The organism is Tardiphaga sp. 813_E8_N1_3, from assembly GCF_051811025.1.
Taxonomy (GTDB): Bacteria; Pseudomonadota; Alphaproteobacteria; order Rhizobiales; family Xanthobacteraceae; genus Tardiphaga.
Genome location: NZ_JBPWQE010000001.1, coordinates 1,424,439 through 1,447,216, shown reverse-complemented (window position 1 = coordinate 1,447,216; position 22,778 = coordinate 1,424,439). Strand labels below are relative to the sequence as shown.

Sequence of the window (22,778 nt, the reverse complement as noted above, 5' to 3'; positions counted from 1 at the left end):
GTGAGAATTTGGAATGAAACTTCCGGTGCGCGTCGGACGTAGCAACAACCGCCCACGGAATTGTGATATTACAGTGGTGCTACACAGGAGATCGTAAAATGCGAAATTGCAGCTGGAAATCGCATGGAATGCTGCATGCCAGAGATTTGCAGCTTACGAATGCGAACGACTCTCAGTTATCTTGCGTGCGTCAGGCAAGTCACATGTGTATAGCATGATGACCAACTTGTACTTTCGCTTCCGCTGCAAGGCCCGTGTCGATAGAAATTGAGTTGCGGTGTTCGTTGGAAGTTTTGGAAGCGATGCGAAGTAGCAACGGAATACCGCAAGGTTTTTGCGTACGATAGGATGACCCTCGCGATTAGGTATCGATCAATTCGAGTATCGCGACGATTTCAGCCATCCCAATCGTGATGACGATGTGTATAACAGAGATGCCTTTGAAAGTTAGCTTTAAGGGCTCTCGGGCTAAGAAGCTCTAACCAAGAAAATAAAACCAAACTTTCTTATTCAAACAAGCTGAATGGTGACGAATGAAGCAACGTAGCGCCGGCAAACCCGACATTGAGATGGGCAAGAGGATCCGTCTGCGTCGTGTTGAGCAGAAAATTTCGCAGGCGGATTTAGGCGAAAAGCTGGGCGTCAGCTTCCAGCAGGTTCAGAAGTACGAGAAAGGTGTCAATCGCGTTGGCGCTGCGCGTCTTCAGCAGATTGCGACGGCGCTCGATGTGCCGGTCACCTTCTTCTACGATGGCGATGGCAAGAGCCGCGAAGTGGAAAGCTTGCTTTTCCTCGATAGCGCTTTCAGCCTCCGCTTGCTTCGTGCTTACAGCCGCATCAAGAGCCAGACGGTCCAGCGCCAGATGGTCGTCCTGATGGAAGCGATCGCCGACGAAGAGAAGTAATCGTCGCATGGCCGCCGGAGCGACCCGGCCGCTGATCGGCTCGATTTCAATCCCCCTCGACACGAAACGAACTCGCCGTAACCGCGGCGAGATTTTACGCGCCTGCACCTAGCGGTGGCACGGTTGTTGCTGGAATATTCGTGAACCTCAAGGGGGAGCGAACCATGTCTACAGCTACGATTACCGCCATCGAACCAGTCCGCAAGCCTCTCTACCAGTCGCTCTTCGTGCAGGTGCTCGTCGCCCTGCTGCTCGGCATCGTCCTTGGCATCGCCGTACCGGACTTCGCCGTCGGCCTGAAGGTCTTCAGCGACGCGTTCCTCAAACTCATCTCCATGATTGTGGCCCCCATCGTGTTCTGTGTGGTGGTGCATGGGATCGCGGGCGCCGGCGACCTCAAGAAGGTCGGCAGGGTTGGCGTCAAGGCGCTGATCTATTTCGAGGTCATGACCACGCTGGCGCTCGTTGTCGGCCTGGTGCTGGCCTATCTGTTCGGCCCGGGCCACGGCATGAACATCAATCCGGCCTCGCTCGACGGCAAGGCACTCGCGACGGTCGCCGACAACGCTCACAAGCTGCAGGGCGGCGGCATCGGCAGCTTCCTGCTCAACATCATTCCGACTACCTCGTTCGATGCTCTGGCGCGCAACGACGTCCTGCAGGTGCTGTTCTTCGCCATCCTCTTCGGCACCAGCCTGGCGCTGGTCGGCGGCGAGAAGGGCGAGCGCATCTCGAGTTTCATCGAAGCCGTATCGACCGTTCTATTCCGCGCCATGGGATTGATCGTTCGCCTCGCCCCGATCGGCGTGCTCGGCGCTGTCGCCTATACGGTCGGACGCTACGGCGTCGGATCGCTGAAGCAACTCGTCTCGCTGGTAGTACTGTTCTACGTCTCGGTCGCGATCTTCGTCTTCGGCGTGCTCGGCGGCGTGATGGCGCTGGCCGGGCTGAACATCATCAAATTCCTGAACTATCTGCGCGAGGAGCTCACCATTGTCCTCGCCACCGCGTCATCGGATGCGGTGCTGCCCCAGGTCATGCGCAAACTCGAACGGCTTGGCGTCAAGGACAACGTGGTCGGCCTCGTGATCCCGACCGGCTACTCGTTCAATCTCGACGCGTTCTCGATCTATCTGACGCTGGCCGTCGTGTTCATCGCGCAGGCCACGAATACACCGCTGTCCTTCGGCGACCTCATGCTGGTGCTGGGCGTCTCGCTGGTGACGTCGAAGGGCGCCCACGGCGTACCAGGCTCAGCGATCGTGATCCTTGCGGCGACGCTGAATGCCGTGCCGAGCATTCCCGCCATCGGCCTCGTGCTGGTGCTGTCGGTAGACTGGTTCATCGGCATGGCCCGCGCGCTCGGCAACTTGATCGGCAACTGCGTTGCCACCGTCGTGGTCGGCGCATGGGAAGGCGATCTCGACCATGCCAAGGCGAAGCGTGTGTTGGATGGCGAAGAGCTCGTGGATGTAACGGCCGGCTAATTTCCTTCGCGGCAAAAAAGAAGCGGCCCGAAGGCCGCTTCTCGATGTCAGAACGAATGCTTCAACCTTACGCCGGCGTGAGGATCGCGCGGCCGACCAGCTTACCGTCTTTCAGATCGTTCAGCGCCGCATTGGCCTTTCCGAGCGGCATAGGGGTCGTCGGGATCGGCTGCACTTTCTTGGTGCGCACCAGCTCCAGCAATTCCTTGGTCTCGCGGAGATTGCCGACATAACTGCCCTGGATGGTCAACGCCTTCATCGCGATCAGAGGCAGCGCCCAGGTGGCGCCGCCACCGAACAGGCCGACCATGATCAGCTTGCCGCCCTTGGAGAGCACGTCAAAGCCGAGCTGCGTTGTCGACGGAGTGCCGACCAGATCGATCACCGACAGGATCGGCTGACCGGCGGCCTTGGCAAGCTGCTCGAGCGCGTCGGGCGCATTGCCGTCCACGGCCGCCAGAGCGCCGGCCTTGATCGCCGCCTCGCGCTTTCGCGCATCGATATCGACAACGATGGCGCCCTTGCCGCCCATCGCCTTCAACAGTTCAAGCGCCATCAGGCCGAGGCCGCCAGCGCCGAAGATCACGATCGGATTGCCGAGATCACTCTCGATCTTCTTCAGCGCGCTATAGGTGGTGACGCCCGAGCAGGCGTAAGGCGCGGCGATGACCGGATCCATGCCCTTGAGGTCGATCAGATAGCGCGGATGCGGCACCAAAAGGTGATCTGAATAGCCGCCGTCGCAATGCACACCGAGGCAGCGCGGCGCGAGGCAGAGATTCTCATCACCGGCGAGACAGACCGCGCATTTTCCGCAGCCGATCCACGGATAGGCCAGTGCGATGTCGCCGATCTTGACGCCGCCGGCTTCCTGCTGCGCATCCGGACCAAAGGCAATGACTTCGCCGGCGGTCTCGTGACCCATGGTGCGCGGCAGCGTGATGCCGCGATCCTTCAGCGACAACTTCTTGCGGCCGTGGCCAAGTTCATAGCCGCCTTCCCAGATGTGCAGGTCGCTATGGCAGACGCCAGCAGCCTTCACGCGGATCAGCACCTGCGTGCCGGTCGGCTGCGGGGTCTGCTCGTCGACCTCGCCGAGCGGTTCGTTGAATTCGAGAACCTTGAAGCTCTTCATTGTGTTTTCTCTCCCTGTTGAAGTTTCTTGTTATCCGCAGAATGGGTAGAGCGAAGCGAAACCCATCGCATAAAACCCGATCATGATGGGTTTCGCGACGACGCTCTACCCATCCTGCAGGGTCTCAGCCATGCGTTGCGCTTGCGCTCCTGATCGCTTCCCACACCTTGATGGGTGACAGCGGCGTATTGAGCTGCGTGATGCCCAGCGGCTGCAGCGCATCCAGCACGCCATTGACGATGCAGGGCGGACCACCGATCGCGCCGGATTCGCCGCAGCCCTTGGAGCCGATCGGATTGGTGACGCAGGGTGCCGAGCCGTCCAATGTCACTGACAGGGGTGGCAGGTCGCCGGCGCGCGGAATGCAGTAGTCCTGATAGCTGGCGGTGATGAGCTGGCCATCCTCGTCATAATGAACGTTCTCGAACAGCGCCTGGCCGATGCCTTGCGCCACGCCGCCGTGAATCTGGCCGGTCACCAGCATCGGATTCACCGCCACGCCGACATCGTCGACCGTGGTGTAGCGAACGACATTGGTGATGCCGGTCTCCGGATCGATCTCGACCTCGCAGATATGCGTTCCGTTCGGCCAGGTCGGGCCATCCGCCACACCGGTGGACTCGACACGGAGCTGTTCGCCGTCTTCAGCCTTGGCGATCTCGAACAGGCCAACGCGCTTATCGGTACCGACGACGGTGAGGAAACCTGCGGAATACTCGATGTCCTCCACGGAGGCTTCGAGCATGTTGGCCGCCTTCTCGCGCGCCTTGGCGATCATGTCGGCGGCCGACACCACCGCGGCAGTGCCGCCAACAAACAACGAACGCGAACCGACACTACCCATGCCGACGATCACATCGGTATCGCCCTGGATCACATCGATCTTGTCGATGCCAATGCCGAGGGCTTCAGAGACGAGCTGCGAATAGGCGGTCTGCAGACCCTGCCCCATCGCCATGGTGCCGGAATGCAGGATGACGCGGCCATTGGCCGTCGCGCGCAGACTGACCTTCTCGGTGGTGCCCGGGCCACCGGTCCATTCGATGTAGCTGGTCAGCCCTCGGCCATAGAGAAGACCCTTCTTCTTCGCCGCTTTCTTGCGCGCGGCAAAGCCGTCCCAATCCGACAATTCGGTGGCGCGGTCGAGCATGTGCGCGAAAGCGCCGCTGTCATAGGTCTGGCCGACGGCGTTCTTGTAGGGAAACTGCGTCGGCTTGATGTAGTTCACCTTGCGGATGGCGCGCGGATCCATGCCCATCTGCCGTGCGGCGGCATCCATCAGACGCTCGATGATGAAAACGGCTTCCGGACGCCCGGCACCGCGATAGGCGCCCACCGGCGCGGTGTTCGTGATGACGGCCTTGATGTCGTAATGCACGTTCTGCAGGTCGTAGACGCCAGTCTGCACGAACGGTCCCAGCACCAGCGGAATGATGACAGCGGTCGCCGACATATAGGCACCGGTGCCGCCGATCGAACGCACGCGATAGGCCAAAACCCGACCCTTGGCATCGAGCGCGAGTTCTGCCGTCGACGTCAGATCGCGGCCATGCGTTCCGCCGACGAATTCGTCGGTACGATCGCCGCGCCAGCGGATCGTCTTGTTCAGCTTCACGGCTACATAGGCGACGACGCCGTCTTCGGGATACAGGCTCGTCTTCTGGCCGAAACCGCCGCCGATATCGCCCACCACCACGCGGATCGATTCCTTCGGACGCTTGAGCACCGCGTCGGCAAGGATATCGCGGGTCGATGCCGGGGTCTGCGACTGCACGTACAGGGTCAGCTTGCCGGACTTCTTGTCGACTTCAGCGATGGTTGAGCGCGGCTCCATGGCCGACGGCACGAGACGCTGGCTCACGATGTCCAGCGACACCGTATGCTTGGCAGCGGCAAAAGCAGCCTCCACCTTGGCAGGATCGCCATAGCTGGTGGCTGCGACAATATTGTCCGGCGCATCCGGCCAAACCACCGCCGCGCCGGGCTTCATCGCCTCGACGGGATCGACCACCGCAGGCAGAACGTCATAGCTGATGTCGATCGCCTCGGCCGCGAGCTGGGCAGCGGCACGCGACGTGGCGACGATCGCCGCCACTGCTTCGCCAGCGAACCGCACGACCTCATGCGCGAGCAGCCGGCGCGGCGGAAAGGTCGCCGCTGAGCCGTCGGGACGTTTGAAGATCGGCAGCGTCGGCAGCGTTCCAACATCGTCGGCCACGAGATCCGCACCGGTGTAGATCGCTTCGACACCGGGCATTGCCTTGGCCGCGGCCACGTCAATCGCGGTGATCTTCGCATGGGCATGCGGCGAGCGCAGCAGATGCAGCCATAGCGCGCCGTCTTCCGGCTTGTCGTCGATGAATTTGCCCTGCCCGGTGAGAAGTCTTTGATCTTCGAGACGCTTGGGAGAAAGACCCGCGCCGAAGCGCATATTGCCGGGCAGAATGTTCATCAGACGTCCTTCAGGTGCAAACTGGCTGGAGCCGTTCTAGCCCAGAAATACCGCGTGAGCCAACAGGCCCGCCACACAGGGCCGAACTCCGGATGCGCATGCGGGGACTGCCCTTTTTGCACGTCCCGTTGCCGATAAATCGATCAGCCGACATCCCGCAAGACGGCCTCGATCACCTTGCGCTCATCCATGGTCAAAGCCGGCTGCGGGGCCACGGGGTCGCCGACCTCATAGCCCTGAATCGCGAGGCCCGTCTTGATGCAGGCGGCCAGGTTGTAGCGCGCGAAGGCCTCGTTGAGCCGCCACATCCGCCGTTGCAGGACCATGGCCTCATCCCAGCGATGCGCCTTGCAGAGATTGTACAGTTCGACGCTTTGCTTCGGCACGACACAGGCCGGGCCCGCCATCCAGCCGACGCCACCGATCAGCATGACGGCTGACGGAATATGCGCCGAGGCGGCAAACACTTTCAGTTTGTCGCCGCAGCGGTTGATGATCGACAAGAGCCGGCCGGTATTGGTGGAGGCATCCTTGATATACTGGATGCGCGGATGCTCGGCGAGCCGCGCCACAACGTCGAGCGTCAGATCCGAACGCTGGAATTGCGGATTGGTGTAGATCACCACTGGAATATCGACGGCATCCGCGATCGCGTGGAAATAGGATTCGATCTGCGCATCCTTGAGCGGAAAATACGCTTCGAGAATAGCCAGGATGCCATTGGCACCGAGCTTCTGATACGACTTCGCCTGCGCCACCGCATCCACCATCGAGGTCGAGGCCACGCCCGCCACCACCGGCACACGCCCGCCCGCCGCATCGATCGTGGCCTGCACCACCGTCCTGCGCTGCTCGCGATTGAGATAGGCGAATTCGCCGGTCGAGCCGAGCGGCGTCAGACCATGCACGCCCGCGCCGATGAGATCGCCGCACAGGCGGCCCAACACATCGGTGCGGATACGCCCCTCGTCGTCGGCGGGCGAGACGAGATAGGGAAACACGCCGTGGAAATCTGCCATCGCATCAGGCCTTCGGCTTGAAATTCTCGATCACGCGCAACAATACGCGCGCGCCGACCTCGACATCCGCATCGTCTACATGCTCGGCAGGATTGTGGCTGATGCCGCCGCGACAGCGCACGAACAGCATCGCCACATCGGTAATATCGGTCATCGCCATGCCGTCATGGCCGGCCCCGCTCGGCAGCTCGAACGCGCGATAACCCTCGGCAGTAATTGCATCGGCGATCTGCTTCTGCAGCCAGGGCGCACAAGGCACCGTGCGATTCTCATGGGTGATATTGATCTGCAGATCGAGCTTGCGCTGTTTGGCGATCGACTCGATCTCACGCACCATGTCGGTGATGGCGAGCTTGCGATAGGAATCCTTCGGCGATCGAATATCCATGGTGAACGATACCAAGCCGGGAATGACATTGGTCGCCCCCGGCATCGCATTGATATAGCCGACGGTGCCGACAAGACCGCCGCGGTCCGACTGGCAGAACTCCTCGATCGCAACGATACATTCGGCAGCGCCCACCAATGCATCGCGCCGCATCGCCATGGGTACCGTGCCGGCATGACCGGCCATGCCGTGCAATTCGACTGCGAGACGCGTCGCCCCCGAAATGGCAGTCACGACACCCACCGGAAGCTTCTGTGCTTCAAGCACGGGCCCCTGCTCGATGTGCAGTTCGAGATAGGCCAGCAATTCGCCGGGCGCACGCGCTGCGGCGCCGACATGATCGGGATCGAGGCCGAAGGTGATCATCGCCTCGCGCATCGAGATATCCGCCTTGTCGCGGCCGCCGAGCACGCTCTCGACAAACGTCCCGGCCACCGCGCGGCTGCCGAGCAGCGTCGAGGCGAAGCGTACGCCCTCCTCGTCGGCGAAAGCAGCGATCTCGATGGCGAATGGCAGGCGCACGCCACGGCGATTGAGATCGCCGACGCAGGAAATCGCCGTGATGACCCCGAGCGGCCCGTCCCATCGGCCTGCATCGCGCACGGTGTCATAATGTGAGCCCAGCATCAGGCACGGCAGACCGGGCCGGTCGCCTTCATAACGTCCGCAGACATTGCCGATCGCATCGATACGCGCCCGCATACCGGCTGCCTGCATCCAGCCGATGATCAGTTCGGCGGCGGCACGATGTTCCGGTGTAAGGAATACTCGCGTGATGTTGTCCGGCGCTTCCGAAATAGCAGCCAGCGCGTTGATGCGTTCGACGATCTCGCCACCGAGCGATTGGCCGGAAGCTCCGACGACTTTCTCTTCCATCGCAATCATGCTTCTTTGTTCAGACCGTAGGCCGGCTGGGACTTGAACGATTTAGGTCGTAAATACTAGTGCGACCAGCGGGCCAAAGCGAATCCGCGTCTGACCTCGCGGGAAGCTGGCAGATTTCGACGCCCGGACGACAGACAGGAGCGCCCTGATGCCAAAGCAAGACTCGCCGAGTAGGGATGAGGCCCTTCTCAGGCTTTCTTTCGACGCTGCACGCAAAGCCATGGAGCGCGGCAACCATCCGTTCGGCGCGATCCTGGTCGATGCGCATGGCAAGGTCCTGATGGAAGCCGGTAACGCCTTCATGCCCTCTCATGACGGCACCGCCCATGCAGAGCGGCTGCTGTGCAGCGAAGCCTCGATTGCCTATGACGAGACCGAGCTGAAGACCTTCACGCTGTATTCGTCGGCAGAACCCTGCGCCATGTGCGCCGGAGCGATCTATTGGGTCGGCATTGGACGGCTGGTTTACGGGCTCGGCGAAGCAAGGCTCAAGGCGATCACCGGCGACCATCCGGAAAATCCCACACTGGATCTGCCTTGCCGCAATGTCTTTGCCGCAGGACAGAAGCAGATCGAGGTGATTGGTCCGCTGCTGGAAAACGAGGCAGCCGCGCAGCACGAGAATTTCTGGGCGCAGCAGGGCTAGATCGTGTCGACATGAAAATGGCGCCGCAATTCATGCGGCGCCATTTGCGTGTTGATATCAGGCCAGATCAGAACTTGACGGTGACGCCGGAATACAGCGAGTCCTCGCGGCACGATCCGGGCGCAAACGTGGTGCACGGCAGGCTGGCATTCTCATCCAGGCCGAACTTGTTCCGCCAGAGCCGATAGGCCACCCACACGTCGACATTGTGAGTGTATTTCGGTCCCCAGATCGCCTTGCTGGCGTCGAAGGTCAGACGGATCGGTTCGGCGTTGATCTCCATCTTGGTTGCCGTGCCGATGATCTGGCCGTTCTCCGAACCTTTCGGCCCGTAGAAGCCGGCGCGGCCGCTGATCGCGAAATAGTCCATGCTCGGCGGCAGGAAGCCGAGATCCATGTAGTAATTGAGTTCAACGGCCCAGGTCGGGTTGAACTGGCGGTTGCCATCGATGTTGCACGAGACGCCGGGAATCGGGCCGGGCGCACCGGCATAGCCGCACTGGGTGAACGTGCTGCGATTGGCGAATTCGTAATAGAGCAGCGGGTTGACGTTGAAGAAGCCCTTGTAGGGCAGGTCGAAAGCGAACTGCAGACCGGTCACGACGTCGCGCTTGGATGCGGAGAAGAACCGGTTTTCTGTGCTGCCGTCCGCGCCGATGACGAACGACACGTTGCGCAGAGGCCCCATCGAGAAGGCCTTAGTGTTGAAGACCTCGTTGAAGCCGATGGTGCTGCGGATCAGGCCGTAAATTTCCGTCGCGCCTTCGCAACCGGTAATCGGACGCAGCGGATCGCCGCAGGGATTGGCCGGGCTGCTCTTGCCCGCCTTCTCGAGGCCGATGTTGAAGAAGTTGGTGCCGTAGGTCCATACGTCGAAGTGCGTGAATGCAAAGACCTGCTTGGTGGTCTTGTTCGTCACGCCGGGATCGACCGCCCCCCACTGATACGCATAGGTGAAGCGGTTATCGATCAGCAGGAAGAACGGCAGATCCGGGATCGGCTTTGCCTTGACCGGCATGGACGCCATGTCGGCGGCCCCTGCCGAGCCCGTCGGCACCATGGCTGTTAGCGACAGCAACGTCGCGCCTGCGATTGCTCGGAAACGATTGAACATTGGAATTACCCCCACCTGATTGACAATGATTGCGTGCGTCTCGCGCGAGAGTTGTTGCAATCAGTCCGGGGGAGAAGCCTCAACTTTTTCCAATAGTTGCCATCGATTTCATCAGGGATGCCTAGCGAAATCAGTATTTTATGCTTGAAGCATCGTGTTTTCAGAGCGGTGAAATGACACCATGCCGGCTCATCCGAGACACACGCTTAGAGGCTGTAAAGATTGGCGTTTCGCGACGTTCTGTCGCAGGTTTCCGAGCGAAGCTTCGGTGATGAATCCGCACCGCGATTTCGTGTTTGCACCGCAAGAAAATCACTGCCCAACTTCTCAACACACGAGAAAATCCAGGTCTCGAATTCGTTGGAGGTGTACCAGAACTGCAACACTTCAGGCCAAGTATACAATGCGAGAGTCGAATAAACTTCATTCAATCAATGAAAAGCCCAAGCCTCCCGCAATCGCGTCGGCAAGAATCGCCCAAGAAAGCGATCCAGTCCAAAAATAAGGCAGGCGCTGGCGCTTATTCGAGATTTACGCTGCATTCCAATCCGGCACACACTTGCCACAAACCTCCATCTCACGCGTGAGTAACGAATGTTGGATTCGGGATCGGGACACGCGCGTTCGGGGACGGTGCTTCTGCAGACCATCGGTCTGACCAAGCGCTATGGCAGTTTCCTCGCCAACGACGCCATCGACATCGCGATCCGTCCGCAGGAAATCCACGCGCTGCTCGGCGAGAACGGCGCCGGCAAATCCACACTCGTCAAAACCATCTACGGCCTGATCCAGCCAAGCGAAGGCGAGATGCTCTGGCAGGGCGAGAAGATGGTGCTCGCTGGCCCACATGATGCGCGCGCACGCGGCATCGGCATGGTGTTCCAGCATTTTTCGCTGTTCGACAATCTGACCGTCGCCGAGAACGTCGCGCTCGGTCTCGACGGCAAGGAATCCTTCAAGGCGATGTCGGCGCGGCTCGAACAGGTGTCGCAGCAATATGGCTTGCCGCTCGATCCGAAGCGCGAGGTCTGGCAACTCTCCGTCGGCGAACGGCAGCGTATCGAGATCGTGCGCGTGCTGATGCAGAATCCGAAATTCCTGATCCTCGACGAGCCCACCGCCGTGCTGACGCCGCAGGAAGCCGATCAGCTCTTCATCGTGCTGGAACGCCTGAAGTCGGAAGGCCGCGCGATCCTCTATATCAGCCACAAGCTCGACGAAGTGAAGCGGCTCTGTGACACCGCCACCATCCTGCGCGGCGGCAAGAAGATTTCGACCTGTCTGCCGCGCGAGGAAACTGCCGCATCATTGGCGCGCATGATGGTCGGCACCGAGATCAAGCAGGTCAAAGCCGTCGCTCATAGGCAAACCACGGTGCCTCGGCTCGTGATCAACGATCTCAGCCTCGCGCCCGACGAACCACATGGCGTGCATCTGAAGAACATCTCGCTGGAGCTGAAGGGCGGCGAAATTCTCGGCATTGCAGGCGTCGCCGGCAACGGCCAGGATGAATTCTTCGCGGCGCTGTCGGGCGAGCGACTGTCCAAGGATCCCGGCACCATCGTCATCGACGGCCACGCCGCCGGACATTTGTCGATTACTGCGCGCCGCAAGCTCGGCGCGGCCTTCGTGCCCGAGGAGCGCCTCGGCCATGGCACCGCGCCGCGCATGCGCCTGTCGGAGAACGCGCTGCTCACCGGCCATGCCGCGTCAGGCATGGTGCACAACGGTTTCATCAATACGGCGGCGACGCTCGCGACCGTCGATCGCGCCACCGCGAGTTTCGACGTGCGCAAGGCCAAGCGCGATCCGGAAGCCGCCAGCCTTTCCGGCGGCAACCTGCAGAAATTTATCGTCGGCCGCGAGATCCTGCGCAACCCCGTCGTTCTCGTGGTCAGCCAGCCGACATGGGGCGTCGATGCCGGCGCCGCGGCCGTCATCCGTCAGGCGTTGCTCGATCTTGCCGCTGCGGGCGCGGCCATCCTCGTCACCAGTCAGGACCTTGACGAACTGGTGGAAATCGCCGACCGCATCGCCGTGATGTTCCACGGTCATTTGTCCGAGTCGCTGATGACGGCAGACGCCGACAGAGAAACGCTGGGCTTGCTGATGGGTGGCAGCGCACTCACGCCAAAGGACGTGCCCGATGCAGTTGGTGCTTGAGAAGCGCGCGGAGCGATCGACCATCATCGCGCTGGTATCGCCTGTTATCGCCATCGGGCTCACCATCGTGACCATGAGCATCCTGTTCATGATCATCGGCAAGAATCCGATCGCGGCGCTCAACGTCTATTTCATCACGCCGCTGACCGACGTTTATTCGCTGCAGGAGATCGCGGTGAAGGCGGCACCTTTGGTGATGATCGCCATCGGCCTGTCGCTTTGTTATTTGGCCAATGTCTGGAATATCGGCGCGGAGGGGCAATTCCTCGTCGGCGCCGTCGCCGGGAGCTGGCTCGCGGTGAAGACCCACGGCACCGATGCCGGCGTCTGGGTCCTGCCCGCGATGATGCTTTTGGGCGCCCTTGCAGGCGCGCTCTATGCGTTGATCCCGGCCTTCTGCAAGGTGCGCTTCGGCGCCAGCGAAATTCTGGTCAGCCTGATGCTGGTCTATGTGGCCGACCTGCTGCTGGATTATCTCGTCCGCGGCCCGTGGCGCGATCCCGCCGGCTTCAACTTCCCCACCACCGCCGAATTCGATCCGGTCGCCACCGTGCCTTTGCTGCTCGAGGGCGGGCGGCTGCATCTCGGCACGGTCATCGCGCTGGTGATTATCGTTGCCGCCGCTGTCCTGCTCGGCCGCACCATCAAGGGCTTTGAAATCCGCGTGGTCGGCGCGGCGCCGCGGGCGGCGCGTTTCGGCGGCTTCTCGTCGAACCAGCTCGTGCTACTGACTTTCGCGATCTCGGGCGCGCTGGCGGGCCTCGCGGGGATCATCGAGGTCGCCGGCCCTGTCGGCCACCTACAGCCCGGCATCTCGCCCGGCTACGGCTTCACCGCGATCATCGTTGCATTTCTCGGACGGCTCAACCCGGTTGGAATACTAATTGCAGGGCTTTTCCTGGCGCTAACATTTATCGGCGGGGAGCAAGCGCAGATCACCATGAAGATCCCACTCGATATCACCAAGGTGTTTCAGGGCATCCTGCTGTTCTATGTGCTCGCCTGCGACAGCCTGATCCTGTACCGGATCAAGTTCATCATGCCGCAGCGAAAGGTCGCCGATGGAGCTGCTTGAGGCCATCATCCTTGCCGTCCTCGCGGCGTCGACGCCGCTGCTGCTGGCGGCGAGTGGCGAATTGCTGGTGGAGCGCGCCGGCGTGCTCAATCTCGGCGTCGAAGGCATGATGATCGTCGGCGCCGCCTGCGGCTTTGCCGGCGCCTGGGCCACCGGCTCGACGCTCATCGGCGCGCTGTGCGGGATTTTTGCAGGCGTCGCACTGTCGCTGGTGTTCGCGCTGATGACGCTCGGTCTTGCCGTCAATCAGGTCGCCACCGGTCTGGCGCTCACAATCCTTGGCGTCGGCGTGTCCGGCCTGATCGGCGCCGGCTTCGTCGGCGAACGCATCAGCACCGCGCCGCGGCTGTACATTCCCGGCCTGACCACGCTCCCCTTTGTCGGCAAGATCCTGTTCGGTGAAGACGCCTTCGTCTATGTCTCGATCGCGCTGGTCGTCGGCATTTGGTACTTCCTCTATCGCACCCGTGCCGGACTGATCCTGCGCGCCATCGGCGACAATCACGTCTCGGCGCATGCGCTCGGCTATCCCGTGCTGAAGATACGCACCCTCGCCGTGATGTTCGGCGGCGGCTGCGCAGGTCTCGCCGGCGCCTATCTGCCGCTGGCCTATACGCCGTTCTTCGTGCCCGGCATGACCGCCGGCCGCGGCTGGATTGCGCTGGCACTGGTGGTGTTCGCCTCATGGCTGCCGGGTCGCCTGGTCATTGGCGCCTATCTGTTCGGCGCGGTATCGATCTTGCAGCTGCATGCGCAAGGCTGGGGCGTTGGCGTGCCCTCACAACTGATGTCCGCTCTGCCCTATCTCGCAACGGTCGTCGTGCTGGTGCTGATCTCGCGCACCCGCAGCGGCGGCTCCACGGCGCCGGCCGCACTCGGCACCGTGTTCGTACCTGACCGCTAAATTCGACGACGCACGACAGAACATCTTTCGATAGACAGGAGACGCGTATGAACAGGAAAGCACTTGCAGCGGCCGCCATGCTGCTGGCCACCAGCCTCGGATTGGGTGCGGCCGTCGCGGCCGACAAGCTGAAAGTCGGCTTCGTCTATATCGGCCCCGTCGGCGATTTCGGCTGGACCTATCAGCACGAAGTCGGCCGCCAGATGCTCGTCAAGGAATTCGGCGACAAGATCGAGACCACCTATCTCGAAAATGTCAGCGAAGGCCCGGACTCCGAGCGCTCCATCGAACAGCTCGCGCGCGCCGGCAACCAGCTCATCTTTACCACGTCGTTCGGCTATATGGACCCGACGCTGAAGGTCGCCAAGCGCCATCCCAAAGTGATGTTCGAACACGCCACCGGCTTCAAGCGCGACAAGAACATGTCGAGCTATTCCGGCCGGTTCTTTGAAGGCCGCTACATCCAGGGCCTCATCGCCGCCAAGATGTCGAAGAAGGGCGTGCTGGGCTATATCGGCTCGTTCCCGATCCCGGAAGTGATCTCGGGCATCAACGCCACCATGCTCGCGGCGCAGAAGATCAATCCGGATATCAAGATCAAGATCATCTGGGTCAACACCTGGTTCGATCCCGGCAAGGAAGCCGACGCCGCCAAGGCGCTGCTCGATCAGGGCGCCGACGTGATCATGCAGCACACGGACTCGCCGGCTGCCATGCAGGTCGCCTCCGAGCGTGGCGCGCTCGCCTTCGGCCAGGACTCCGACATGATCAAGTTCGGCCCGAAGACCCAGCTCACCGCGGTGACCAACAACTGGGGCCCGTATTACGTGGAACGCGTCAAGGCCGCCCTCGACGGCACCTGGAAGTCGGAAGACACCTGGGCGGGTCTGAAAGAGAAGATGGTCGTGATGGCGCCCTATACCAATATGCCCGATGACGTGAAGAAGATGGCCATGGACACCGAAGCCGCCATCATCGCCGGCACACTGAAGCCGTTCAAATGCCCGATCATGGGACAGGACGGCAAGGAAGTGGAATGCAAGGGCGGCGACGCCCTCGATCCCGGCCAGGTGCTCGGCATGAACTTTTACGTGAAGGGCATCGACGACAAGATTCCGGGGAAGTAACGGGCGCTGCGACCACAGGCGAGATATCCGGACCAGCGTCCGGATATCTCGTTGGTGACCGTCGGAGGCCCGCTCCGATGCATCACATCTTCTGAACCCAGAACTGATACATCGAAATGAATGTATAGGGGTTCTCGGTTTCGAACATATGCCACGACGCGAGATCGGTCATCGCCATGTCTGTGGGACATCGCTGGCGATATTTTCGCTTCGTCGCGGCGTCGATATCGAAGCCGAGAAATCGCAGACCGTTGTCACTCAGGAACCGTTCGATCTGCGGCAGCGTCAGTCGATGCTCCTGCCCGTGAAACAGCAGGTCGCGGCAATCGCTCAGGCTGTAGAAATCCGATGTCAACGTCACGTTCCTGAGCGGCGTGCCGTCCTCGCAAGCGAGCAATTCCTGCCGGCAGAAACGAATGTCCTCCGGTATCGGCCGATAGCCACGCTCCGCGATGAATGCGCGCGCGGCGACGACATCGCGCGTGGCGATCTCGCTATACAGCGCGATCTGCATCACCCCGCCGGGCTTCAACAGCGACACCAATATGCGCCATGCAGCGAACGGATCGGCGAGATGGTGCAGAACGCCGCTCGATTCAATCATCTCGAAGGTGCGGCCGATCGAGGACAATTTCATAATGTCGGCATGGGCATGGCGCAGATTGCGGATACCAAGCGCACGCGTCTGGCGCTGCGCATAACTCAGCGATCTCAAACTGAGATCGATGGCGAGGACCTGTGCGTCACGGAATCTCTGCGCCGCATGGATGGCTGAGCGGCCCGTGCCGCAACCAGCCACCAGGATGTCGATCGATCCCTCCTTGCCGCCAGGTATGAAGGACGAGTCGGGAAATTGTTCGGAGAGAAACGTATCGATCGTCGTTGATGGACCAGCCGGCTCCGCGGCGAGCCACTGCGGATAAGGATGCTCCTCATAGTGGCTGCGGACCTGCAACGACACGTCGTCCTCGACCGGCGTCAAGGCCGGCATGAGGGAGCTGAGCCGCCGTTCCTCTTGCCAGGCGCGGATCTGCTGATCCAGCACGGCGCCGACGCTATCCGGCCAACGGCGATCGAGAAGGCGCTCCGGATTGGCGAGGACATGGAGCGGCATATAGCTGGCAATCGCGAGAAGCGACAAAGCTGGCACGGACACTCCCGACGCCAGTCTGGCGGCAACGTCGCTCCGCAACGACTCGACGTGCTCTGCCTCCATTGCGGATAGCGCAAAGACATAGCTGTTGATGAAACATTGCTGCGCGACGGCAGAGAACAGCGTCAGCACAGCGGATGGCACTGCGGCACTGGCTGTGCTGCACGCGACACTCAGCAGAACGAAACGAAGTTCCGTCGCGCATTTTTCCAGCAACGGGTTCGACACGGGTGTCGCCTGCAGCACGGCGCGCAGCAGTGAATCCCCGGCAAACGCCGCGATTCCCGACGAAGCCAGTATCGCCTCTGCCGGCTGCGATCGAAAACCCGGATCGGCAAGCCGCGCCATGCCGGATCTCAACGCATCATTCGTCATGAGCAAGGTCGCGCAGGCCGGCGCTAGGGTGGACGGTCTCACCCAGGCCTCGGAGATCGCGCGCTCCAGGATCGATCTGATATCGCCGACATCGGGCTGGAGCAGCGGCGACTGCAGGCAGGCCGCCACCGTCGCTTTCGTCTCAAACGTCTCCTGAACGGTCAGCGCCCGGCACGACAGCCGCAGCGCCTGTGCGATATCGCCGTTCTGCAGCAGCAGCCTCGCCAGGGCGCAGAGAGCCTCCGGCCAGTCCGGCTTCAGCGCCAGCGCCCGACGATAAGCCTCCTGGGCATCCCGTTCGCGCGTCAGTTCGATGAACGCCCGTCCACGACCGAGCCATGCTTCGGCAAGACGCGAATTGATTGCGAGTGCCTGATCATAAGTTGCGCAGGCATCACCGTATTGTCGGAGTCCGAGCAAGGCATTTGCCTTGTTGACGATAGCCTCCGCATAGTTCGGACGCAGGACGATGGCCTTGTCGAAAGCAATGATGGCTTCGGCGTATCGCTTGAGGTCGTTGAGAACGATCCCTCGGCCATTCCAGCTATCGGCAATGGCAGGATTGATCGCCAGCGCTCCGTCAAAACGCTGCAAGGCCTCTGCCGGACGCTGCAATGCCTTCAGAACGAGACCATAGTTATAGAATGTCGCGTCCGACGACGCATCGAGCTGGAGAGCCGTCTTGATATATGGCTCCGCTTCGGCATGGCGTTTCAACTGGCTGAGAACGACGCTCAGGAGGTTGAGCGTGGCAACGTGTCGAGGCTGCTGCCGGAGGACTTTCCTGAGCCCTCGCTCAGCGTCCTCGAGCCGGCCGGACTGCAACGACGCAATAGCTTCCCGAAAAACGAACTCGACCCGTGCCGACATGAGTGTGCCGAAAAGACCTGAGAAAAATCTGCAATATTTCTCTCAATTACCAGCACAGCCTGCGACTTTAAAGCGCACTTTTTGTTCACACCCTACCTTGACACCACAACTTTCTTAATGTGCCTGCATCGCCTTCGCCGCAGCACTATGCCGACGGATCAGATCGCCGACGTCCAGCCCCGGAATTGCGCCGTCGATCACGCGCCACGCGCCGCCCACCATCACCCGATCCGCGCGATGCGCGCCGCACAGCACCAGCGCTGCCAGGGGATCGCCATGACCGGAGAAGCGCAGCTCGTCGAGCTTGAACAATGCGAGATCCGCCATCTTGCCGACGGCGATCTCACCGAGTTCCGGACGACCGACACAGGCCGCCGAGCCCTTGGTCGCCCAGCGCAGCGCATCCTTGTGGCTGACACGCCCGACACCGTAACGCGCCCGCTGCAGTAGAAATGCCGCGCGTACTTCCTGCATCAAATTCGATCCGTCATTCGATGCCGAACCATCGACGCCGAGGCCGATCCCGACCCCCGCGTCCTCCATCTCGCAGACCGGGCAGCAGCCGGAGGCCAGCAGCTGGTTGCTGCAGGAGCAATGGCTGATGGTGGTGCCGGCCTTGCCGAGCCGCAGCATCTCAGCCCCATTGAAATGGATGCCATGGGCCAGCCAGGTGCGCCTGTTCAGCCAGCCTGTCTGCTCCAGATAATCCAGCGGGCGGCAGCCATAGATCTCCTCACAATAGCGGTTCTCGTCCTCGGTCTCGCCGAGATGCGTATGCAGCCGCACATCGAGCTTGTCGGCCAGTGCGGCAGTCGAGGCCATCAGCGATGTCGTCACCGAAAACGGCGAGCACGGCGCCAGCGCGATCTGCACCATGGCGTCCTCGCCGCGCTGATGGAATGTCGCCACCACACGTTCGCTATCGGCAAGGATCGTGTCCTCGTCCTGCACCACCGAGTCCGGCGGCAGGCCGCCGTCGCGCTGCGAGCGGTTCATCGATCCCCGCGTCAGCAGCACGCGCATGCCGAGCCGCTGCGCCACCGCCACTTCGATATCGACGGACGCTTCGAGGCCGGCAGGAAACACATAGTGGTGATCGGTGGTTGTCGTGCAGCCCGACAGCAGCAATTCCGCCATCGCCACGCTGACGCCGAGATGGAGATTCTCCGGCGTCAACCGCGCCCAGACGGGATAGAGCGCCTGCAGCCAGGGAAACAGCTCGCGGTCCAGCGCGGCCGGCAAGGCGCGCGTCAGCGTCTGATAGAAATGATGATGCGTATTGATCAATCCCGGCAGCACCACATGGGTGCTGGCATCATAGGTCGCGATATCTGCCGTGGCCGGCTGGCCGCCGGCCGGCACCAGTTCGACAATCCGACCGTTCTTGACGACAACGCCGCGCTCGGCCCCCTCGGCGAAAATGCCGAGCGGATCCTTGATCCAGGTGGCCTGCGTTTCCGACATAGCTCATCTCCTTCGGTCATGGACCCGACCTTGCAATTCAGGGACCAGCCACGAATACTTCAATTTGTTCTGCAATTGTCGGCGACTTGGCGTCGGTCTTGCAAGGTTCACAATGATACTTCAAGGGGTCATTGCCGAGTGAAAGCATAACCGCCCTATGGATTTGAATACGGTCACGTCCATTGCCCGCCCCACGACGCGGGAACAGCTACCGACATGGAGTGCCGGGGATGCATGGCTCGCCGGGGGCACCTGGCTTTTCTCCGAACCGCAGACCCACCTGACGCGGCTGATCGACCTCACCGATCTCAAATGGCCAGCTCTCGCCGTCACCGACGACGAATTACAGATCGCTGCGACCTGCACAGTGGCACAGCTCGACGCGCTGCCATGCCCCTCTGACTGGATCGCATCGCCCCTGATCAATCAATGTTGCCGCGCCTTCCTCGCTTCTTTCAAGATCTGGAAGACCGCAACGGTCGGCGGCAATCTCTGCATGTCGCTGCCGGCCGGTCCGATGATCGCGCTCACCGCCGCGCTCGATGGTGCCTGCACGATCTGGAAGGCCGATGGCAGCGTAGACACGATCGACGTGGTGGACTTCGTCACCGGCGATCAACGTAACGTACTGATATCGGGCGATCTCCTGCGCAGCATTGCCATTCCTCTCGCGGCGTTCAAGCGCCGCTCGGCGTTCCGGCAGATCTCGCTGACGCCGGTCGGGCGATCTGCTGCGCTGCTGGTAGGAAGCCTTGATGAGGATGGTTTGCGGCTGACGATCACGGCATCGACGAAGCGTCCTGTCCGCATCGCGCTCCCGACACTTCCCGATGCCGATACGCTCGAAGAAGCAATCCTCGACCGGATCCCTGACAATCTCTATCACGACGACGTTCACGGCAAACCGGCCTGGCGCAAGCAGATGACATTGCGGCTCGCGGAAGAAATCCGTGCCGAGCTGCAGGGCTTCAGGCCATGAGCTTCGAGATCAACGGCCACAGCTTTTCGGAGCAGCCGCAAGCCGGCCAATGCCTGCGCACATTCCTGCGTCAGCTCGGCCATTTCGGCGTCAAGAAGGGCTGCGATGCAGGCGACTGCGGCGCCTGCACGGTGCTGCTCGATGGCGAGCCGGTGCATAGCTGCATCATCCCGGCATTCCGCGCCGAAGGCCATGCAGTCACTACCGTCGAAGGTCTCGCGTCCGAAGGCGGCATCCATCCGATGCAGCAGGCATTCCTGGACGCACAGGGATTCCAGTGCGGCTTCTGCACATCCGGCATGATCGTGACCTGCGCGTCGCTCAATCAGGCACAGCGCGCCGATCTCGGAGCGTCGTTGAAGGGCAATCTGTGTCGCTGCACAGGCTATCGCACGATCGAAGATGCACTCGACGGCAAGTCCAATGTGGAAGACGCCGAGCCCGGCACCGCCTTCGGCCGCAGCCTGCCCGCCCCCGCTGGTCCCCAGGTGGTGACGGGCAAGGCGCGCTACACATTCGACGTCGCCATGGACGGCTTGCTGCATATCAAGATGCTGCGCTCGCCGCATCCCCATGCCCGCATCGTGTCGATTGATTCATCAGCAGCGCGCGCCATGCCGGGTGTTCATGCGGTCCTTACCCATGCGGATACGCCGGCCACGCTGTTCTCAACGGCGCGCCACGAGATCGATGCAATGGACCCCGAGGATACGCGGGTCCTCGACGACACCGTGCGCTTTATCGGCCAGAAAGTGGCTGCCGTGGTCGCGGAGAGCGAAGCCATCGCGGAAGAAGCCTGCCGCCGCATCGACGTTATCTATGACATCCTGCCCGCGGTGTTCGATCCCGCCACCGCCATTGCACCCGGCGCGCCGGTCATTCACCCTGACAAGACGCCGGTGCATCGCGTCAGCAATGCTATCAGAAACATCGTCGCCGAAACGCATGGCGAATTCGGCGATGTCGCAGCGGCGCTGGCATCATCGGCCGCCACCTATGAGGGCACCTTCACCACGCAACGCGTGCAGCACGGCCATCTCGAGACCCATGGCGGCATGGCCTGGCTCGATGCCGACGGTGTGCTGAACGTGCGCTCGAGCACGCAGACACCATTCCTGACGCGGCGTGCACTTGCGCAGCTCTACGGGCTGCCTCCCGACAAGGTCCGCGTGTTCTGCGAACGCGTCGGCGGCGGGTTTGGCGGCAAGCAGGAAATGTTCGTCGAGGATATTCTCGCGCTGGCCGCGCTCAAGACCGGCCGCCCGGTGAAATGGGAACTGACCCGCGAAGAGCAATTCATCGCCACATCGACGCGGCATCCGATGCGCGTCACGGTCAGGGCCGGCGCCGACAGGCACGGCAAGCTCACCGCGCTGCAGCTCGACGTGCTCTCCAACACCGGCGCCTATGGCAATCACGCGGGCCCGGTGCTGTTTCACGCCTGCGGTGAATCGCTCGGCGTCTATAACTGCACCAACAAGAAGGTCGATGCTGTCGTCGCCTATACCAACACGGTGCCGGCCGGTGCGTTTCGCGGCTACGGCTTGCCGCAGACGCTGTTCGCGGTGGAAGCCGCCATCGACGATCTCGCCGCGCAGCTCGGCATCAGCCCGTATGATTTCCGCCGGCACAACGTCATCAAGCCCGGCGATGCCATGCTGTCGCCCGCCGGAACGCATTATGACGACGTGAAGATCGGCAGCTACGGTCTCGATCAGTGCCTCGATCTGGTCGAGCAGGCGATGCAGGCGATGACCAAACACGATCTCGATGACGACTGGCTGATCGGCGACGGCATCGCGCTCACCATGATCGACACCGTGCCGCCGCAGGGTCATATCGCCGAAGTCGTCATCGCCAAACGTGACGACGGCGGTTACGATCTCACGGTCGGCACCGCCGAATTCGGCAACGGCACCGCGACAGTGCATCGGCAAATCGCAGCCACGACACTCGGCTGCACCATCGAGCAGATTCATCTGCACCAGTCGGATACGAGAAACGGCGGCCACGACACCGGCGCCTATGGCAGCGCCGGCACATTCGTCGCGGGCAAAGCCACCCATGACGCCGCGCAAAAGCTGGTGGAGGCGATGAAGGCGGACAGCAATGCACGCAGCGCCACCGGAACGTCGGGCGGCACTCCGCGTTCAGTCGCCTTCAATGTCCAGGGATTTCGCGTGGCGGTGAACAAGGGTACCGGTGCGATCAAGATTCTCAAGAGCGTGCAGGCTGCGGACGCCGGCGCTGTCGCCAATCCGATGCAGCTTCGCGGTCAGATCGAAGGCGGCGTCGCGCAGTCATTGGGAGCCACGCTCTACGAGGAGATGGTGATCGACGACCGCGGCCGCGTGGTCAATCCGAAATTCCGCGACTATCATCTGCCGTCATTTGCGGATGTGCCGCGAACCGACGTGTACTTTGCCGACACGCATGATGCGATCGGGCCATTGGGTGCGAAGTCGATGAGCGAAAGCCCCTACAATCCCGTTGCGGCGGCCATGGGCAACGCGCTGTTCGATGCGACAGGGATTCGGTTTACGCAGGTGCCGTTCAAGCCGGATCGGATTTTTCCGGAGTTGCAGAAGAAGTTTGGGAAGTAGTCGACGTCAGTAGAGGTGTCGTCCCCGCGAAAGC

The 22,778-nt window shown here is 61.7% G+C and carries 16 protein-coding genes; 9 read left to right on the top strand and 7 right to left on the bottom strand.

Annotated elements, in window-relative coordinates; translation table 11 throughout:
- Positions 1-533: 533 nt before the first annotated feature.
- Both AB8A33_RS06745 and AB8A33_RS06740 read left to right on the top strand, forming a co-directional pair.
- The gene (locus AB8A33_RS06745) at positions 534-905 is read left to right on the top strand and encodes a helix-turn-helix domain-containing protein (protein ID WP_089265251.1); all 372 of its coding nucleotides are present in this window, start codon (positions 534-536) and stop codon (positions 903-905) included.
- 164 nt (positions 906-1,069) lie between these two features.
- On the top strand, positions 1,070-2,392 hold the full coding sequence (locus tag AB8A33_RS06740; RefSeq protein WP_439092063.1) for a dicarboxylate/amino acid:cation symporter: 1,323 nt from the start codon (positions 1,070-1,072) through the stop codon (positions 2,390-2,392).
- Between the two features lie 67 nt (positions 2,393-2,459).
- Here the strand turns inward: AB8A33_RS06740 and AB8A33_RS06735 are convergent, their stop codons facing one another.
- The 4 genes from AB8A33_RS06735 to AB8A33_RS06720 form a co-directional block, all read right to left on the bottom strand.
- Positions 2,460-3,527 (bottom strand): alcohol dehydrogenase, encoded by a 1,068-nt coding sequence (locus AB8A33_RS06735; protein ID WP_439092062.1) that lies wholly within the window; start codon positions 3,525-3,527, stop codon positions 2,460-2,462.
- 124 nt (positions 3,528-3,651) lie between these two features.
- Positions 3,652-5,979 (bottom strand): xanthine dehydrogenase family protein molybdopterin-binding subunit, encoded by a 2,328-nt coding sequence (locus AB8A33_RS06730; protein WP_439092061.1) that lies wholly within the window; start codon positions 5,977-5,979, stop codon positions 3,652-3,654.
- A 143-nt stretch (positions 5,980-6,122) separates the two neighbouring features.
- The gene (locus AB8A33_RS06725) at positions 6,123-6,998 is read right to left on the bottom strand and encodes a dihydrodipicolinate synthase family protein (protein WP_439092060.1); all 876 of its coding nucleotides are present in this window, start codon (positions 6,996-6,998) and stop codon (positions 6,123-6,125) included.
- Between the two features lie 4 nt (positions 6,999-7,002).
- A complete protein-coding gene (locus AB8A33_RS06720; RefSeq protein ID WP_439092059.1) occupies positions 7,003-8,262 on the bottom strand; it encodes an allantoate amidohydrolase in 1,260 nt (419 codons plus the stop codon).
- Positions 8,263-8,419: 157 nt separating this feature from the next.
- Between AB8A33_RS06720 and AB8A33_RS06715 the strand changes: the two genes are divergently transcribed.
- Positions 8,420-8,917 (top strand): nucleoside deaminase, encoded by a 498-nt coding sequence (locus tag AB8A33_RS06715; RefSeq protein ID WP_439092058.1) that lies wholly within the window; start codon positions 8,420-8,422, stop codon positions 8,915-8,917.
- 67 nt (positions 8,918-8,984) lie between these two features.
- Here the strand turns inward: AB8A33_RS06715 and AB8A33_RS06710 are convergent, their stop codons facing one another.
- Entirely contained in the window at positions 8,985-10,031 is a 1,047-nt protein-coding gene (locus tag AB8A33_RS06710) for a hypothetical protein (protein ID WP_439092057.1), read from the bottom strand.
- Between the two features lie 594 nt (positions 10,032-10,625).
- On the opposite strand from AB8A33_RS06710, the gene AB8A33_RS06705 reads away from it, so the two are divergent.
- From AB8A33_RS06705 to AB8A33_RS06690, 4 genes are read left to right on the top strand one after another with little or no spacing between them, the layout of a single operon-like run.
- Entirely contained in the window at positions 10,626-12,194 is a 1,569-nt protein-coding gene (locus tag AB8A33_RS06705) for an ABC transporter ATP-binding protein (RefSeq protein WP_439092056.1), read from the top strand.
- A complete protein-coding gene (locus tag AB8A33_RS06700) occupies positions 12,178-13,269 on the top strand; it encodes an ABC transporter permease (RefSeq protein ID WP_439092055.1) in 1,092 nt (363 codons plus the stop codon). Before AB8A33_RS06705 ends, AB8A33_RS06700 begins: the two co-directional genes overlap by 17 nt.
- A complete protein-coding gene (locus AB8A33_RS06695) occupies positions 13,256-14,173 on the top strand; it encodes an ABC transporter permease (protein WP_439092054.1) in 918 nt (305 codons plus the stop codon). Before AB8A33_RS06700 ends, AB8A33_RS06695 begins: the two co-directional genes overlap by 14 nt.
- A 47-nt stretch (positions 14,174-14,220) precedes the next feature.
- Entirely contained in the window at positions 14,221-15,300 is a 1,080-nt protein-coding gene (locus AB8A33_RS06690; protein WP_439092053.1) for a BMP family ABC transporter substrate-binding protein, read from the top strand.
- An 82-nt stretch (positions 15,301-15,382) separates the two neighbouring features.
- Here AB8A33_RS06690 and AB8A33_RS06685 read toward each other — a convergent pair whose 3' ends face one another.
- Together AB8A33_RS06685 and AB8A33_RS06680 are read right to left on the bottom strand one after the other, a co-directional pair.
- Complete coding sequence (locus AB8A33_RS06685) at positions 15,383-17,698, bottom strand: tetratricopeptide repeat protein (protein ID WP_439092052.1); 2,316 nt, start codon at positions 17,696-17,698, stop codon at positions 15,383-15,385.
- Positions 17,699-17,812: 114 nt separating this feature from the next.
- Positions 17,813-19,162 carry an 8-oxoguanine deaminase gene (locus tag AB8A33_RS06680; RefSeq protein ID WP_439092051.1) on the bottom strand — a complete coding sequence of 450 codons (1,350 nt, stop codon included), beginning with the start codon at positions 19,160-19,162 and terminating at the stop codon, positions 17,813-17,815.
- A gap of 157 nt (positions 19,163-19,319) precedes the next feature.
- Between AB8A33_RS06680 and AB8A33_RS06675 the strand changes: the two genes are divergently transcribed.
- Both AB8A33_RS06675 and AB8A33_RS06670 read left to right on the top strand, forming a co-directional pair.
- Positions 19,320-20,141 carry an FAD binding domain-containing protein gene (locus tag AB8A33_RS06675; RefSeq protein ID WP_439092050.1) on the top strand — a complete coding sequence of 274 codons (822 nt, stop codon included), beginning with the start codon at positions 19,320-19,322 and terminating at the stop codon, positions 20,139-20,141.
- Positions 20,138-22,744: a molybdopterin-dependent oxidoreductase gene (locus AB8A33_RS06670; protein ID WP_439092049.1), complete on the top strand. Its 2,607-nt coding sequence runs from the start codon at positions 20,138-20,140 to the stop codon at positions 22,742-22,744. The genes AB8A33_RS06675 and AB8A33_RS06670 overlap by 4 nt, the downstream gene beginning before the upstream one ends.
- Positions 22,745-22,778 lie beyond the last annotated feature (34 nt).